This is a genomic window from Arthrobacter sp. R4, assembly GCF_051365025.1.
In the GTDB taxonomy this organism is placed as follows: Bacteria; Actinomycetota; Actinomycetes; order Actinomycetales; family Micrococcaceae; genus Arthrobacter.
This window is the reverse complement of record NZ_JBLWIJ010000007.1, coordinates 152323-166771: the sequence shown is the minus strand read 5'-3', so window position 1 is coordinate 166771 and position 14449 is coordinate 152323. Positions and strand designations below refer to the sequence as shown.

12 protein-coding genes are annotated in these 14449 nt (G+C 65.9%); 7 read left to right on the top strand and 5 right to left on the bottom strand.

All coding sequences use genetic code 11. The features are described 5' to 3' along the window. Nucleotides 1-57 precede the first annotated feature (57 nt). From ACLKOZ_RS03840 to ACLKOZ_RS03820, 5 genes are all read right to left on the bottom strand, one after another. A complete protein-coding gene (locus ACLKOZ_RS03840; protein ID WP_436472930.1) occupies nt 58-777 on the bottom strand; it encodes a YesL family protein in 720 nt (239 codons plus the stop codon). Continuing rightward, nucleotides 774-2120 carry an arabinan endo-1,5-alpha-L-arabinosidase gene (locus tag ACLKOZ_RS03835; protein WP_436472928.1) on the bottom strand — a complete coding sequence of 449 codons (1347 nt, stop codon included), beginning with the start codon at nt 2118-2120 and terminating at the stop codon, nt 774-776. The genes ACLKOZ_RS03840 and ACLKOZ_RS03835 overlap by 4 nt, the downstream gene beginning before the upstream one ends. Nucleotides 2121-2124: 4 nt before the next feature. Then, nucleotides 2125-3072, bottom strand: coding sequence for a carbohydrate ABC transporter permease (locus ACLKOZ_RS03830; RefSeq protein ID WP_337350528.1), 948 nt, complete (start codon nt 3070-3072; stop codon nt 2125-2127). Nucleotides 3073-3083: 11 nt separating this feature from the next. Continuing rightward, nucleotides 3084-3989 carry a carbohydrate ABC transporter permease gene (locus ACLKOZ_RS03825; RefSeq protein WP_337345255.1) on the bottom strand — a complete coding sequence of 302 codons (906 nt, stop codon included), beginning with the start codon at nt 3987-3989 and terminating at the stop codon, nt 3084-3086. A 112-nt stretch (nt 3990-4101) separates the two neighbouring features. Beyond that, on the bottom strand, nt 4102-5433 hold the full coding sequence (locus ACLKOZ_RS03820; RefSeq protein ID WP_436472925.1) for an ABC transporter substrate-binding protein: 1332 nt from the start codon (nt 5431-5433) through the stop codon (nt 4102-4104). A 307-nt stretch (nt 5434-5740) separates the two neighbouring features. On the opposite strand from ACLKOZ_RS03820, the gene ACLKOZ_RS03815 reads away from it, so the two are divergent. From ACLKOZ_RS03815 to ACLKOZ_RS03785, 7 genes are all read left to right on the top strand, one after another. Further along, nucleotides 5741-7213 (top strand): arabinan endo-1,5-alpha-L-arabinosidase, encoded by a 1473-nt coding sequence (locus ACLKOZ_RS03815; protein ID WP_436472923.1) that lies wholly within the window; start codon nt 5741-5743, stop codon nt 7211-7213. A gap of 183 nt (nt 7214-7396) precedes the next feature. Further along, nucleotides 7397-8953 (top strand): ABC transporter substrate-binding protein, encoded by a 1557-nt coding sequence (locus ACLKOZ_RS03810; RefSeq protein ID WP_436472921.1) that lies wholly within the window; start codon nt 7397-7399, stop codon nt 8951-8953. Between the two features lie 15 nt (nt 8954-8968). After that, nucleotides 8969-9910: an ABC transporter permease gene (locus ACLKOZ_RS03805; protein ID WP_436472919.1), complete on the top strand. Its 942-nt coding sequence runs from the start codon at nt 8969-8971 to the stop codon at nt 9908-9910. After that, nucleotides 9903-10748 (top strand): ABC transporter permease, encoded by an 846-nt coding sequence (locus ACLKOZ_RS03800; protein ID WP_436472917.1) that lies wholly within the window; start codon nt 9903-9905, stop codon nt 10746-10748. The genes ACLKOZ_RS03805 and ACLKOZ_RS03800 overlap by 8 nt, the downstream gene beginning before the upstream one ends. Next, entirely contained in the window at nt 10745-12415 is a 1671-nt protein-coding gene (locus tag ACLKOZ_RS03795) for an ATP-binding cassette domain-containing protein (protein WP_436472915.1), read from the top strand. The genes ACLKOZ_RS03800 and ACLKOZ_RS03795 overlap by 4 nt, the downstream gene beginning before the upstream one ends. 57 nt (nt 12416-12472) lie before the next feature. Then, a complete protein-coding gene (locus ACLKOZ_RS03790) occupies nt 12473-13177 on the top strand; it encodes an alpha/beta fold hydrolase (RefSeq protein ID WP_436472913.1) in 705 nt (234 codons plus the stop codon). A gap of 326 nt (nt 13178-13503) precedes the next feature. Further along, nucleotides 13504-14403, top strand: coding sequence for a helix-turn-helix transcriptional regulator (locus tag ACLKOZ_RS03785; RefSeq protein WP_337350522.1), 900 nt, complete (start codon nt 13504-13506; stop codon nt 14401-14403). The last annotated feature ends 46 nt before the right edge of the window (nt 14404-14449 follow it).

Sequence of the window (14449 nt, the reverse complement as noted above, 5' to 3'; positions counted from 1 at the left end):
TCTGTATAACGTTGTAAAAGACGGGGGTTGACGTTTGTAAGGGCGAACTTGGGATTCTTAGGCGGCGGCCGGCGTGATGGCCTGTGCGGGTTCGGTTTGTCCGGCGGCAGGGACTGTCTCAGCCGCTTCGAACGCCGCCAGCCGGCGCCCCACCAACCAGCCCGACAGGAGCAGCGGAAGGGATACCCCCACCAACGGCACCAGCACCGGCACCGCGGAGAAGACGACGACGGCGGCCGTCAGGGTGGCCAGCAGCGACAGGCTCATCAGGGGCGAGACAAGGGGCAGGACAAGCGCCGTCCGCCACACGCTGGTGACGGAGTCGCGGTAGCGGCTGCACAGGGCCACCGACGTTGCGGCTGCAGCGAGGGTGGCCAGGCCGGCCAGGGCAGCAAGTACCAGCAGGACAGCATGAACCAGCAAAGTCCCATCGGCGCCCGCGGACGCCGTCGCTGTTCCGGCGGTCAGGACATTAAGGTAAAGCACGACGCCGGCCAGCCAGAAAATGCTGCCCACCCGGTTTGTGTGCCAGAACTGCGAGCGGTACACGGTCACGAAGTCCCGGACCACGTGACCACCCTGGCTGTCGGCATCTGTTCCGCCCAGGCGCAGGCGGCCCAGGACAGTGGTGGCGGCAACGGCGGCCGGAAAGAGGCCGAACACCATCAGCCCGGCGAGCGTCCCGGCCACAAACAGCACGTTGACCAGCACCAGGCGGGTGGCGAAGGCAAGCCACTGCATCACCCGTCCGGCCCACCCCAACGGAACGTCGTTCATGACGCGCCGCCCTTGGTTCCGCTCCAGGCCACGCCGTGTTGGTCGATTCCGCTAAAGGACAATGCCGGGCGGTTACGGGCCCAGTCCCAGGACCCGAACACCACAGCATCAAGTTCAACGGCCCGACCTGATCCGTCCTGGGCCCCGGCGATGAGCAACCGGGCGGGAGTTGGTGTCCCACCCGATACGAGGGGAACAACGCTGGCCAGTTCGGCAGCGACCGCAGGGACAAGTGCCGTTGACCCCGGATCGAGCCGGAGCACCTGCCAGGTGCCGGCCACAGGCTCCGGCACGGGCAACGTCTCGGTCTCCCGGCCGGCGAACGGCTGCGGTGAGACAACCGGCCAGCCCGCGGAGTTGAAGAATAGGCGCCGCAACTGCACCACATGCTCGCTGGGGTCAGCCGCGAACCGAACGTGGTGGACCATGAAGTATTCCGGGCTCCCGCCCGGGCCGTCCTGCGTGAGTACCGAGTTGTGGCCAGGGGCAAGCCAGCCCGTGCCGCCGTCGAACTGGTGGCTGCCCAATACCTTGGTGCCCACGGACGCCGGCAGCGCGTCCACATCCGTCATGGCGAGGCCATGGAAGTCACGGTATGGGCCGGTGATGGAGTCTGCCACGGCCACCCGCACGTTGTAGGAACTGAACAACGAATCGTAGGACACGAAAAGGACGTACCGGCCATCCTCGGGCCTGCGGAGGATGAACGCGCCTTCTACTGCGCCTTCGACGGACTTCGGCCGGCGGGCGATGACGGAGCCGAGGTCCCCCTTCACCAGCGGCAGCCCGGAGGTCCGGTCCAGCGGCAGGATGTAAATCCCCGAAAAGAACGAACCGTACGTCAGCCAGGGGGCGCCGTCGGCGTCGAACGTCACTGCGGCATCGATGGCATTCTGGGAGTGCTGCCCCGAGCGGGTGGCCACCACGAGGCCGCGGTCCTGCCAGGGGCCAGCCGGTGAGGGCGCTACAGCCAGCCCGATGGCGGACGTATTGGAGCCGAAGGTGGAGGCGGAGTAGTACATGTGCCAGTCCCCGGACTCCCAGCGGACCACCTCGGGCGCCCAGAGTCCCTGCGCTTGGGACCATTCAACGGCTGGCCCCGGAACGCCATTCAACGCGGTTCCGGCATATGTCCACTCCACCAGGTCCACAGACGTCCGGACATGTACCCCGGCTGGAATATCTTTCGAGTTGGCCACGGAATCGGTGGAGAACATGTAGTAGGTGCCGTCGTCGTGGCGGATCACGGTGGGGTCGTGGGCGTGCCGGGCCCCCCAGGAGGCAGGGTCTGCTGCGGAATCGAAGGCGGGGGCGTCAGCACTGGTGAGATCTGCGGTGGTCATGGCGCTAGCCCTTGGACCCGGACAGGGCGATGGACTCGATGATCTGGCGCTGGAACACAATGAAGACGATCAGCACGGGCAGCAGCGCGATGAACGAGGCGGCCATGATCAAGGGGTAGTCGGTCTGGATGGCGTACTGGGCGTTGAAGTTGGCGATGACCAGCTGCAGGGTCTGCGTGCCAGGGGAGTTCAGGTAGATGATGGGCGCCAGGTAGTCGTTCCACACAGCCATGAACCAGAGGATGAACTGCGCGGCCAGCGCGGGCCGGATGGCGGGCATGATCAGGGTCCAGAAGATCTGCAGGTAGGAGGCGCCGTCGATGCGGGCGGCTTCCACGATGGAGTCCGGAACGCTGTTCAGGAACTGGCGCAGGAAGAAGATCATGATGATGTTGCCAAAGAGTCCCGGCACGATCAGCGGCAGCAGGGTGTCCACCCAGCCTATGCCGGCGAAGATGGTGAACTGCGGGATCATCAGCGTGGGGAACGGGATCATCAGGCCGGACAGCAGCCCGAGGAACAGGACGTTCTTGAAGGGCATCCGCATTTTGGCGAAGGCAAACGCTGCCAGCGCGGAGGTCAGCGATCCAACGATGGTGACTGAACACGCAACGATCAGGCTGTTCTGGATCCCGCTCAGGAGCGGTCCGGCGGTCCAGATCCGGGCGTAGTTTTCCCATACGAACGGGTCCGGAATCCACTGCGGCGGCAGTTCGAACACGCCGTCCTTCGTCTTTAAGGACGTGGAGAAAGTCCAGGCGAGCGGGGCAATCATGATGATCGCGCCCACGGACAGGATGAGCGTGGTGATGATGTTGCCGAGCTTCAGTGTCGACTTGGCCGAGCGGTGGCCGTTCCTGGCCGGCAGGCCGGAGCGGCCGCGTCCGCCGGTAGCCGGGATGGCTTCGGTGGGTTCCAGCGGAGGGGTGCTGATGACGTTCTGTGCGGACATGGCTGCCTGCCTCAATCGATCGAAAACTGGTTGCGGCGGTTGAGCCGGAACTGGATGAAGGTAATGATGAACACCAGCAGTCCCAGGACCACGGACATGGCCGAGGCGTAGCCCATCTGGAGGTTGTCGAACGCCTTTTGCCAGATGTACCAGACGATGGAAGCGGACTCGAACTCGGGGCCGCCGGTGGGGGTCATGATGTTGATCTCCACGAAGATCTGCGAGCCGCCGATGATGGACGTGACGATCAGGAAGAACGTGACCGGACGGACCATGGGGATGGTGATGTGGCGGAACTGCTGCCAGGCGGAGGCGCCGTCGAGGGCTGCTGCCTCGTAGAGGTAGCGCGGCACCGACTGCAGCGCGGCCAGGTACAGCAGCATGGAATACCCCAGTCCCTTCCAGACGGCCATGATGATCAGCGCGGGCTTCACCGTGCCCGTGTCCTGCAGCCAGTTGGGGCCGTCAATGCCGATCAGGCCCAGGCCCTGGTTGATCAGGCCGAAGTCGCCATTGAAAGCCCACTGCCAAAGGATGGCGACGGCGGCAATCGAGGAGATCACGGGCAGGTAGTAGACGGTGCGGAAGAACGTGGTTCCGCGCATCTTGCGGTTCATGGCCAATGCCAGGGCCAGCGAGATGACCAGGCCGATGGGGATGCCGATCATCATGAACAGCGTGTTCCACAGCGACTTCAGGAAGTAGCGGTCCCCGAACATCTTGGTGTAGTTGTCCAGGCCCTTGAAGACCGGGGCGGAGATGCCGTTCCAGTTAGTGAAGGACGCGTAGACGGAGAACAGCAGCGGGAAGAGCGTAAAGAGGAGGAACCCGATCACCGGTATGGCAACAAAGAGCAGGGCGGCCTGGTGTTCCTTCCGGTGAAGCCGCGAGCGTCGCGGGCGCGTGATGGTTGTCATCGCTGGATCCTCTTTGATTCTTAATGGGTGGCGCGCCAAGCGGCACGCAAAGGCTGGTGGATAGGGTGCCGCGGCCCCGTTCGGGCAGGGCCGCGGCACCCGGTCTGTCGGGCTAGTTGCCGGCTTGCTGGTTGGCGGCGTCCAGGAATTCCTGCATCCTGGGCTGGGCTTCCTTCAGGTAGTCCGCGGCGGTCTGCTTTCCGTCCAGCACGGGCTGGATGTTGGTGAACAGTTCGTCGTACCACTCGGCGTTGTAGGTGTTGCCGCCCGGGAGGGCGCGGCCGTAGTCCTTGACGATCTCCAGGAACTCGGCCTTGTTGGCGGGCTTGGTGGTGGTGTCCGCAGCCCAGGTCTCGGCCATGTCCTTCAGATTGGGGATCTGGATCCCGGCGTCCACCAGGCTCTGCTGTGCTTCCTTGTTGGCCGTCAGGAATTCGACGAGCTTGACGGCGTCCTCGGGGTGCTTGGTGCTTTCGGAGACCGCGATGCCGAGCGTGCCGACCCAGCTGGCGGTCTTGCCGGATTCACCCGCCGGGTAGGGGATCACGTCCCAGTCGAAGTCCAGCTTCTGGTAGGTGGAGAGGTCCCAGGGGGCGATGGGGAAGAACCCGATTTCGCCCTTCATCCAGCGCTGGTAGGTGTCCAGGGTCTGCGCTTCGGCCACAGAGGGCGTCACGCCGTGGACGTTTTGCAGGTCGGCGAACCATTGGAGGGACTGGGCGAATTCCGGAGTGTCCACGGTGACCTTGGTGCGGTCTTCGTTGAGCCAGTCGCCGCCGTTGGACCACACGAACGGCTGCAGGTTCCACTGGACGTTCAGGCCGGTGCCCCACTGGTCCAGCGTGCCATCGCCATTGGTGTCCGCGGTAAGTTTCTTGGCAGCCGCAACGAACTCATCGAAGGTGTAGGGCTTGTCCTTATCCGGCAGGGGAATGCCTGCCTTTTCCAGCATGGTCTTGTTGTAGCCAAAGGAGAACGGCCCAACGTCCTTGGGAAGGGCGTAGATGGAGCCCTCACCCACTCGCTTCCCGTCGTAGCGGTAGCTGTCCACGCCGTATTCCCAGATGTTGTCCAGGTCGATCGTGTCCGAACCCTCCACGTATTCGGTGATGTCCTTGACGATGCCGTTCTGCACGTAGGCCTGGACGTCGCCGGGGCCGATGTAGAACACGTCCGGAACCTGCTTGCCGGCGATGGCGGCCTTCAGCTTGGTGGCGTACTGGTCGGCAGTGGTGACGATGATGTCCACGTCCACGCCGTTCTCCGTTTCAAACTGCTGAACGGCCTTTTCGTAGGCCTTCTTCTCGTCCTCACCCCCGCGGAACATGAAGGTCAGCTTCTTTTCGCCGGTGTCCCCACCGGTGGGGGCGGAGCATCCGCCGAGCATCAGGCCGGCGGCGGTAAAGAGCGCCAGGGTAGCGGCCATGGGACGTGACTTCATCATCACGCAGTCCTTCCGAGTTGGGTTGAGCGATCAAGTTTATTGGCTGGTGCAGAGCTTGCCCCGCAGTCCGCAATGGCGGACCCGCATCCGGAGCCATTCGTTTGCAACGTTGTAAGAAACCTTCACACAGCCTGTCGGATGCCGTCAAGGGGTGATGCCCAATAAGTTTTCATCCGCCGCCAACTCCCTTGACGCCTGCGGCCACGCGTGGAATATTCATCGTTACAACGTTGCAATAAATCCGGCCTCGGCGCATCCCCGACGCCATAACCCCATTCCCGGACAAACCTTTCGGAAGGACCACGTGATGACGAAGTCACGTTCTTGGACTGTGCGCGCCGCAGGATTGGCGGCGGTCACAGGTCTCGCCCTCGCGGCGTTGGCGTTGCCTCCAGCCACAGCGTCAGCCCCAGCCCAGCCAGCAACGAACAATATTGCCGCAGCCGCCTGGGATGCCCCGGCCATCCAGGCAAAGGCCAGCCAGGAGCTGCCCGCCGATCTCCCCGGCGGCAAATCGGTGGTCGGCGACACCTCCCCCATCCACGATCCCGCCCTGATCATCGCCGAGGACGGCACCTGGTACGTGTACTCCACCGGGCTCCTGAACCGGGAGAACGGCGGAACTATCCAGATCTGGTCTTCGCACGATGAGGGAACCACGTGGGAGTACACCGGCACGGTCTGGGACCGGATTCCAGCCTGGATCGATGAGCATTTCTCTGACGGCGACCTCCCCGGCAACCTCTGGGCGCCGGAAATCACCGAACATGACGGCACCTACTACCTGTACTACTCGGCGTCGCGCTTTGGCGGGAACAACTCCCTGACGGCACTGGCCACCAACACCACCCTGGACCCGAGCGATCCCGACTATGAATGGGTGGACCAGGGGTTGGTGGTCTCCTCCCCGGCCACCGGCCTTGACCCGAACAACCCCGGCAAAACGTTCAACGCGATCGACGCCGGGATCATCGAAGACGCCGACGGCCAGCCCTACATGGCGATCGGATCGTTCTGGTACGGCATCTTCCTGGTCCCGCTCGAGTGGCCTACCGGCAAGCCGGTGGAGGGCTGGCAGGCGCAAACCGTGAACATCGCGGACCGCTTTATGCCCGGCAACCCCGTCGAAGCGCCATACATCACTGAACACGACGGCTACTACTACCTGTTTGTCTCCTTCGACTCCTGCTGCCGCGGCGCCGACTCCACTTACAAAGTGGCGGTAGGCCGTTCCACCTCGGTGAAAGGCCCCTATCTGGACAAGGAGGGCCGCGACATGTTCGGCGGCGGCGGGTCGGTGGTGCTCGATTCGCATGGAGCCATCACCGGACCAGGTGGACAGTCGGTCTTTGGCGACTACCTGGCCTTCCACTACTACGACGGCTCCAACGAGGACATCCCCTACTTCCCCACGCTCGGCCTGCAGAAGATCAATTGGGTGGACGGCTGGCCGGAGTTCGACCAGAGCGTGGAACTTCCGGCAGTCCAGAAACAGCCCAAGGCTGCGGCCGTCAAAGCTGGCAAGACGGCCACTTTCACTGCCACCGCCACCGGAACACCCGGGCCGGTGGCGGTATGGGAGGTATCGTCCGACGGCGGCACCACCTGGGAGCGGACGGGAACCCAACCTGCCACCCGGCGGACGGACGAGGGCAGCTACCGGTCCACTCTGGAGTTCACTGCAGTCCCGGAACAGGCCGGACTGCAGGTGCGCGCCATATTCCAGAATGCCCACGGCAAGGTGACCACCGACGCCGTCGGACTTTCCGTCAAGCCGTAACTGCCGCGGAACTGCCCGGAGGGCGGTGCCAGCGGGCCACCGGAATACTGCGGCGCGATATTGGGCGCTGGAGTATTACGGTGGCCCGCCGTGCGGGATTAGCCCTTTCGCGGCAGGCAAGGCTAACCTAAGTAGTCCTCATTTTTCCCCGACGTCCCCTCGGGTCCTGCTAGGCGGTTTTTCGTGCGTCCACTCCACCGATCCCGGATCACCCTGGGCGTTGCCGCCCTCCTGACACTGAGCGGCTGCGGTTTCAGCGGTGGCCAGGCCCAACAGGGCACTGCGACCCCCACGGCCGACACCAACCAGCGGATTGTGGTGGACAACTTCCGCGCGCCCGTGGCCAACTGGGCGCTCGAATCCGATGCCGCGTACGTCCTGTCACTCTCCGGCTGCCTTGAGACGCTGACCAGCTACGACGCCGCCAAGGGCGAAGTGGTTCCCATGCTGGCTACGGAGTGGTCCCAGTCCAGTCCCCTCGACTGGGACTTCACCATCCGCGAAGGCGTGAAATTCCAGGATGGGACAGCCCTGACAGCAGATTCGGTGGCTGGCGCCCTGAACCACGTCCTCGCCGCCACCGTCCCGGCCCGCGCCTTCAACAGCAAAATGGTCAGCGCCGTCACCGCGGTGGACGCCAACACCGTCCGCATCACCACTCCCACCGAGAGCCCGCTGGTCCCGTACCGGCTGGCCAGCGTTAACGCCGGCATCCTTGCCCCGGCCGCGTACGCCGGAGAAAACCTGAATCCGTTCGGGCACTGCACCGGGCCATTTGTCCCGGCCTCCGAAGTGTCACAGCAGTCCCTGACCCTGGAACGGAATGAGGACTACTGGGGCGGCGACGTGCAGCTCGCCGGCGCCGAGGTCCGCTTCATCACCAACGGTGCCACCCGGGCGGCCCAGGTCCAGACCGGAGAGGCCGACATTTCCCTCTCCATTCCCGTTGCGAGCCTGGCCACACTGGAGAACGCCGACGGCGTGAAGGTCAACAAGGCGGATTCGCCGCGCACGGCCACCCTGTACCTGAACAACGGCAGGGAACCGCTGAACAACGTGGACGTCCGGACCGCTATCCGCGATGCGCTGGACCTCGAGTCGCTGGCGGCCAGCGTGTACGAGGGTGCGGCCCTCCCGGCCAAGGGTGTCTTTGCTCCGTCTGAACCCTGGGCCGGCGACAAGCAGGAAGCCCCGAAACAGGACGTGGATGCCGCCAAGAAGCTGCTGGCCGACGCCGGTTACACCGCGGCCCGGCCGCTGGAGATCATCGCCATCGTGGAGCGGGCGGAGTTCGCCGACGTGGCAGCCGTCATCCAGGAGAACCTGAAGGCCGTGGGCATCCCCGTCAGCATCCAGGCCAAGGAATACGCCGCGGCAGAGCCCGCTGTCCTGGCAGGCAACTACGACATGCTGTTGAGCCAGCGAAACCGCCTGATCGACATCGCCGATCCAATCGGTTTCCTCACCGCCGATTACACCTGCACCGGAGCGTACAACCTCAGCCACTTCTGCGACCCGGAATATGACCGGATCGTGGCCGAAGCAGCCAAGACCGTGGACCCCGACGAGCGCTACAAGCTCTACGCCGACGCGGGAAACATCCTCGCCGAAAAGGCCGTCAACGTGTGGCTGGTCAACGAGCAGGCAACGGATGCGATCCGCACCAACGTGCTGGGCTACGTGCAGGACCCGCTGTCCCGCTACGTCCTGACCGCCAAGACCGCCAAGTCGGGCTCCTAGGCACCTGCCCCAGCCATGCTCCCCTTCATCGCCAAGAGAACAACAACGCTGGTGGCGGCCGTTGTGGTGTCCTCTTTCGCGGTGTTCCTGATTCCGTATTTCACTCCCGGGGACCCCGTCCGCAAGATCATCAGGTCGCGCGTGTCCGGGGACGTGGTGGATGACGCCGCCGTGCAGTCACTGAGCCTCAGCCTGGGCCTGCAGGATCCGCTGGTGCTCCAGTATCTCCGTTGGCTGGGCCGGATCATCGCCGGCGACATGGGTCTTTCGCACGTCAGCCGGACTCCGGTGGCGGACCAGGTCCTGCCTGCCCTGGCCGTGACGCTCAGCCTGGTTGTCCTTTCGTTGGGCCTCGCCGTCCTGGTGTCACTGCCGCTGGGGATCGCTGCCGGGCTGCGCCAGGGGAAGGCCACGGACAGGGTGATCACTACCGTCACGCAGTCTTTCATCGCCATGCCGGAGTACTGGGTGGCGCCGCTGCTGGTGCTGGTGTTCGCGCTGAAACTCTCCGTCCTGCCGTCCGCGGGCTGGACGGGCCCGGCCTCGATGATCCTGCCGGCGGTCACCCTGGCGCTGCGGCCCATCAGCTACTTCACGTCGGCTGTCCGCTCCGGCATGATCGAAGCGGCCGCCGCCGAACACGTTCCCGCGGCCAGGGCGAGGGGCCTGAACCACGCCCAGGCGGTCCTCCGGCATGTGGTGCCCAACGGGCTGGTACCGCTGTCCACGCTCTTCGCGGTGTGGTTCGCGGGGCTGCTGGGCGGCTCGGTGATCGTGGAGGTCATCTTCGCCGTACCCGGCATGGGGCGGCTGCTGTTCGACGCCGTCATCAACAGCGACATACCGCTGGCCCAGGGCGGGGTGGTGGTGGTGGTGGTCCTCGCCGTCACCGTGACCACGCTCGCCGACCTTGTGCACCGGCTGCTTAGCCCGGCCGTGGAAGGCAGCTATGCGTAGGCGGACGGGACAAAGGCGCCCGGTGGCGACCGTCGCGGCGGCCGTGGTGCTCGCCGTCGTCATCCTGGCTGTCCTGGTTGCACCCTGGATCTACCCGTACCCGCCTTCGGAGCAGAACCTTGCCGCGCGCCTCGCCCCGGCGTCCGCCGAGCACTGGCTGGGAACCGACCACCTGGGCCGTGACACCCTGAGCCGGCTCCTGGAAGGCGGCCGGTTCTCCATGTCCGTGGCTGCGCTGGCCACTGTCCTGACGTGCGTGCTCGGTGTCGCCGCCGGGGTGCTCAGCGCCCGCCGGCGCGGCTGGTTGGATGAGTTCCTGACCCGGACCAACGATGTGCTGCTCGCGGTTCCCGAGATGGTGGTGGCGCTCTTTATCGTGGCCACGCTGGGCACCGGGTTCGGGCCGCTCCTGCTGGCCCTGACCGTGACCGGCTGGACGCCGTTCGCCCGGCTGGCACGGACCCTCGCTTACGACGTCTCAAGCCGCGGTTTCGTTGAGGCCGCGCGCGTGGTGGGCTGCCCGCCGTCGTTCATTATCTTCCGGCACGTCATTCCGCACCTGGCCGCCCCTATCCTGGGCCAGGCCACGCTCCGGTTCGGCCAGTTGCTGATCAGCGTTGGCGCCCTGTCCTACCTGGGGCTCGGCGTCCAGCCGCCGCAGTCGGACTGGGGGTCCATGATGGCCGCCGCGCAGCCCTACACCGAACGTGCCCCGCTGGGGATCCTCGCGCCGGGCCTCGCGATCTTTGCGGTTGCCCTGTGTGTGACCCTGCTGGGGCAGCGTGCCGCGCATATGGCCGCCGGTCCCCTGCTGCTGCCCGTGGCGGAGGCGAAATGAGCAGCCCGGACAGCGTGTTGGAGATCCGCGGTTTGGAAGTCCGGAACCTTGGGCCTGCCGGAAATTCCGACGGCGGCAGAGCAGCGCGTGCCACCGGTCGAGGAATCGCCGGGCCGGCACCCCTCGTCCGGGACCTGTCATTGTCCGTCGCCGCGGGTGAATTCGTGGCACTCGTGGGCGGCTCCGGGTCGGGAAAAACCCTCACCGCCTTGTCCTGCCTGCGCCTGCTGCCGCCGCAGCTTGGCATCACGTCCGGCTCCATCCGGCTGGGCACCGTCGATGTCACGGCCGCCGCAGAGGAGGACCTCAATACGGTCCGCGGCGGCAAGGTGGGCATGCTCTTCCAGCAGCCCAAACGGATGTTCAACCCCAACCGGACCATCGGCCAGCACCTGCTCGAGCCGCTGCGCATCCATGGGGGCCTGCGCGGGGCGAAAGCCAGGGATACCGCCGTGGAGATGCTTCACGAGGTTGGCTTCGCCGATCCCGCCCGGGGCTTCGGTTCCTATCCCCACCAGCTATCCGGGGGCATGGCACAGCGGGCCATGACCGCCGTCGCCCTCGCCGGCCGCCCCCAGCTGCTCCTGGCGGACGAACCGACGTCGGCCCTGGACAAGATGCTCGAACGGCAGGTACTCCAGCTCCTGGACCGCGAGCGCCGGGAGCGCGGGCTCGGGGTCCTGTACATCACCCACAACATCGCCTCCGTGGCCCCGTTCGCCGACCGCGTGCTGGTGATGGATGCGGGCAGCATCGTCGAGAGCGGTCCCACGGCCGACGTCCTGGCCGCGCCGCAGCAGGACTACACCCGCGAACTGCTCGCGGCGTCGCAGTTGGCGCCTGACTCCCGCCGACGGCCAGCCCCCGCCGAACGGGACGTCCTCACCCTTTCCGGGGTGCACAAGACCTTTGGCCCGCGCAGGCGCCGGCACACCGTGCTTGAGGATGTGAGCCTGGAGCTGAAAGGCGGGGAGATCCTGGGTATCCTGGGCCAGTCCGGCTCGGGCAAAAGCACCTTGGCGCGCGCCGTCGTCGGCCTGGAAAAAGCCACCCGCGGCACCATCAGCCGTCACCTCCCAGAAGCCGGCAGCGCCCCGGAGGCCACCGCCGTCCAGTTGGTGTTCCAGGAGCCGCACAGCTCCTTCGATCCGCGGATGACGCTGCGCGCCAGCATGGAGGCGCCCCTCCTGCGGCGGCGGGGGCTCACTGCCGCGGACCGGGCCCGCAGGATTGCGGAGGCCATGGCCGAGGTGGAACTGGACGAGTGCATGCTGGACAGGCGCCCCGGCCAGTGCTCGGGAGGGCAGCTTCAGCGCGCCACGATTGCCAGGGCCCTGCTGCTGGATCCGCGGGTGCTGATCTGCGATGAGGCCACCTCTGCCCTGGATGCGCTGACCCAGCGCACTGTCCTGAACCTGCTGCTGCGGCTCCAGCGCGACCACCGGCTGTCGCTGATTGTGATCTCGCACGACATGGATGTGGTCCGGTACATGTGCGACCGCGTGGCCGTGCTGCTGGACGGGCGGGTGATTGAGGTCGCGGAAACGCAGGCGTTCTTCGCCAGCCCCGCCCACGAGCACAGCCGTGCCCTGGTGGATGCTGCAATCCCCTGCCGTGGAGACCACCTGCGGTCGCTGATGCGCGGGCCTGCCTCCGTCCCAGGCTGACTCCGGACCCTTGCCATCGCCCTTGAGGGGCCGGAGCAGCACCGGTAGGGTTCGGTCATGGACATCATCCTGGTACCCGGATTCTGGCTGGACGCATCGTCGTGGGATGAGGTCACTCCCCCACTTGCCGCGGCCGGCCATCGCCTCCACCCGCTTACGCTCCCCGGCCTCGAATCCGCTGACGCATCGCGGGCGGGCATCGGACTGCGGACCCACATCGACGCCGTGGTGGAGAAGGTGGATTCCCTCGACGGCAAGGTGGTGCTGGTGGGCCACTCGGGCGGCGGGGCCATCATCCACGGTGTGGCTGACGCCCGGCCGGACCGCATCGAACGGAACATCTTTGTGGACAGCGGGCCCCTGGGTGAAGGGGACGTCATCAATAATGAACTGCCGGCCGACGGCGACGACATTCCGCTTCCGCCGTGGGACGGTTTCGAGGATGAGGACTTGGTGGACCTGACGGACGAACTCCGGGACAGCTTCCGGGCAAGGGCCATCCCGGAGCCCAAGGGCGTGGCCTACGACAAGCAGCACCTCCACGATGCGCGGCGGTATGACGTCCCGGCCACGGTGATCGCCTGCGAGTTCCCGTCGTCGCTGCTGACGGAGTGGATCGACGCCGGCCATCCCTTCGTCGCCGAACTTGCCCGCATCCGGGACGTGGAGTACGTGGACCTGCCCACCGGGCACTGGCCGCAGTTCACTAAGCCGGGCGAACTGGGCCAAGCGATTCTGAAGGCGGTGGACCGCACGGGCTGAGCGCCGCCGTCGGACCCTCGGCATAAGTGACCCGCCGAAAAGTGGTCCGTGCGCTTCGGGCGTCGAGGGAATAGATTAGTAGTGCGACTTAGTGAACAGGGCTTGGCTGCCTGTTCACTCCCAAGGTGGGGTTTGGGATACATGCCGGGGCCGGCGGTGAGATGGCCTCAGGGTGAGACCAGGCCACGCTCCCCAGCCACCGCCGGCCCCCTGACGTGTCCGGACAGTTCGATGCCGCAGCCCGCCGTCATTCCCAGCAAGCGTTCCGGTTATCCGGGTCCTGGCAGTACCTCCCTAACGTGCGGGTCCGGGGGTAGCGTGGACGGGTGGACAACAGGATGGAAGTGCGCGAATTCCTCGCCTCACGGCGTGCCCGGATTACTCCGGAAATGGCGGGACTGACGCTCTACGGCGGCCGACGCCGGGTCCCCGGCCTGCGCCGTGAAGAGGTGGCGATGCTCGCCGGTGTCAGCGTGGACTACTACACAAAGCTTGAGCGCGGGAATCTGTCCGGCACCTCCGAAAGTGTCCTTGACGCCATCGCCGGGGCGCTGAAACTCGACGAGGCCGAACGGGACCACCTCTATAACCTTGCGCGCGCTTCCAGCCCGTCAGGCAGGGCCCGACGGCGCCCCCTCCAAAGCGGCGCGGTCCGGCCCACCCTCCAGTTCATGCTCGACTCCATCACCACCGCGCCGGCTTTCATCAGCAACCACTACATGGACATCGTGGCCGCCAACCAGCTTGGCTTTGCCCTGTACTCGGAGATGTACCGCGGGCCAGCCCGGCCCGGGAACCACTGCCGGTTCATTTTCCTGGACCCCAAAGCCCGGGATTTTTACCCCGACTGGGATCTGGCGGCCAATACCAACGTTGCGATCCTGCGGACGCAGACCGGGCGCAACCCCTTTGATAAGCGGCTGGCCGACCTCGTCGGAGAACTTTCCGTCCGCAGCGAAGAATTCCGGACGCGCTGGGCCGCCCACAATGTCCGGCGCCACTACGCGGGCACGAAGGTTTTCCACCACCCGGTGGTGGGAGAGCTCGAGCTTGCCTACGAGGCGATGGAACTGGCCGAGGACCCCGGCTTCACCCTCACGGTCTACCCCGCAGCGCCCGGATCGCCGTCAGATGAAAGGCTGCGCCTGCTCGCGAGCTGGGCGGCAACGGAACGGATCCAGGACCTGGCGGGGGCACCGCAGCCGCAGGACGTCCGGCACCCCTAGCTTTGGGGAGCACTTATCCGGCGCGCGAACCGCCGGGTGGTGGCAT

Excerpts from the sequence above, each read along its gene's own strand:
- ACLKOZ_RS03800 (WP_436472917.1), top strand. The coding sequence starts at position 9,903 with ATGCGTAGGCGGACGGGACAAAGGCGCCCGGTGGCGACCGTCGCGGCG.
- ACLKOZ_RS03790 (WP_436472913.1), top strand. The coding sequence starts at position 12,473 with ATGGACATCATCCTGGTACCCGGATTCTGGCTGGACGCATCGTCGTGG.
- ACLKOZ_RS03815 (WP_436472923.1), top strand. The coding sequence starts at position 5,741 with ATGACGAAGTCACGTTCTTGGACTGTGCGCGCCGCAGGATTGGCGGCG.
- ACLKOZ_RS03795 (WP_436472915.1), top strand. The coding sequence starts at position 10,745 with ATGAGCAGCCCGGACAGCGTGTTGGAGATCCGCGGTTTGGAAGTCCGG.
- ACLKOZ_RS03825 (WP_337345255.1), bottom strand. The coding sequence starts at position 3,989 with ATGACAACCATCACGCGCCCGCGACGCTCGCGGCTTCACCGGAAGGAA.
- ACLKOZ_RS03805 (WP_436472919.1), top strand. The coding sequence starts at position 8,969 with ATGCTCCCCTTCATCGCCAAGAGAACAACAACGCTGGTGGCGGCCGTT.
- ACLKOZ_RS03830 (WP_337350528.1), bottom strand. The coding sequence starts at position 3,072 with ATGTCCGCACAGAACGTCATCAGCACCCCTCCGCTGGAACCCACCGAA.
- ACLKOZ_RS03840 (WP_436472930.1), bottom strand. The coding sequence starts at position 777 with ATGAACGACGTTCCGTTGGGGTGGGCCGGACGGGTGATGCAGTGGCTT.
- ACLKOZ_RS03835 (WP_436472928.1), bottom strand. The coding sequence starts at position 2,120 with ATGACCACCGCAGATCTCACCAGTGCTGACGCCCCCGCCTTCGATTCC.
- ACLKOZ_RS03820 (WP_436472925.1), bottom strand. The coding sequence starts at position 5,433 with ATGATGAAGTCACGTCCCATGGCCGCTACCCTGGCGCTCTTTACCGCC.